Below are 1121 nucleotides of genomic sequence, written 5' to 3' on the forward strand. Positions count from 1 at the left end.
GCGTTTTGGGGTGAGAAGTTGATCCATGCCCTGAGGGCGTCTAGTCCGATGCGGAACCATGACTTTTCGCGTCGGCCGTGGGCCTTTCGCTTGATGGCCTTCATACCCATGGTTTGGGTTGCACATCGATAGGCCCATGTGATTGCGATGGCGAGAATGGCTGTCAGGGTATCGATCTTGTCTGGCGCGGTCATTCTGGTGTCTTCGATGTTGAAGCCGCGGGTCTTGGCATCGCCGAACAGGCATTCGACGGCCCAACGGCTCTTGTAGGCTATGATGGCGGCCTTGGCGTCCTGGCTGTTGGTCATGACGATGAGCCATTCGCCCTGCTGGCCTTTTCTGCCGTCGATCCATTTGGCAGCGAAGGATAAACGGACGGATGCAGCCGGCAGGCCGGCCTCAAGCGTCGTGACGCTGCGGCTCTTGCGGCGCTTTCTCAGCAGGGTCTGGAGTGTCCAGAGCTTTCCATCGGCCAGGGCGACGCACTGGCCGACCTTGACGCGAATGGCAAACGGGACCTTGTTTTGCATCAGGAATTTGACCCAATCGGCGCCGATGAACTCGCGGTCGGCGAGCAGCAGTTCGATCGAAGCCGCGCCGAACAGGTCGAGATAGCGCCGCATCAACTCGATGCGCTGGTGCGTGTTGCTGTTGCCCTGGTGGTCGAGCACCGTCCACAGCAGCGGTACGCGAAAGCGTCGCGTCACGATGGCCAGCATGAGAATGTTGATGTCCTTGCAGCCGACCTTCCAGCTGGTGCGGTCGAGCGCCAGGCATTTGGGCCGCGACAGGTTCAGCATGCGCACGACGAGCTGCGCGACGAGTGCCTGATCCAGCCGGATCGACTGGAAGAAGCGCTGCAGGCGGCGATAGTTCGACCCGTGTTGCGCGGCCCCCGGAAACTGGCTCGCCACATGGCTCAGATTGACCGTGCGGCCTTGAACCATGCCGATGATCAGAACCGCGAGTGTTTCCAGGCGCGAATTGCGCAGTGCAAAATGACGGCTTAGGGTCTCGATGAGGGCGGTGTGAATCGTGATCGGCATCGGCGGATCCTTTTGGCGAAGAATCCTCCAATCAAATCACTTCAAGCCGTCCTCACCCTTGCGTCGTGTACTGTG

Annotated in this window: 1 protein-coding gene; it reads right to left on the minus strand. The window is 60.1% G+C overall.

Annotation, left to right across the window (positions count from 1 at the left end; genetic code table 11):
- The coding region (locus FJ424_RS33360; RefSeq protein ID WP_140660016.1) for an IS4 family transposase at nt 1–1046 on the minus strand (1046 nt) is incomplete at its 3' end.
- Nucleotides 1047–1121 lie beyond the last annotated feature (75 nt).

The organism is Mesorhizobium sp. B3-1-8 (assembly GCF_006439495.1).
Classification (GTDB): Bacteria; Pseudomonadota; Alphaproteobacteria; order Rhizobiales; family Rhizobiaceae; genus Mesorhizobium.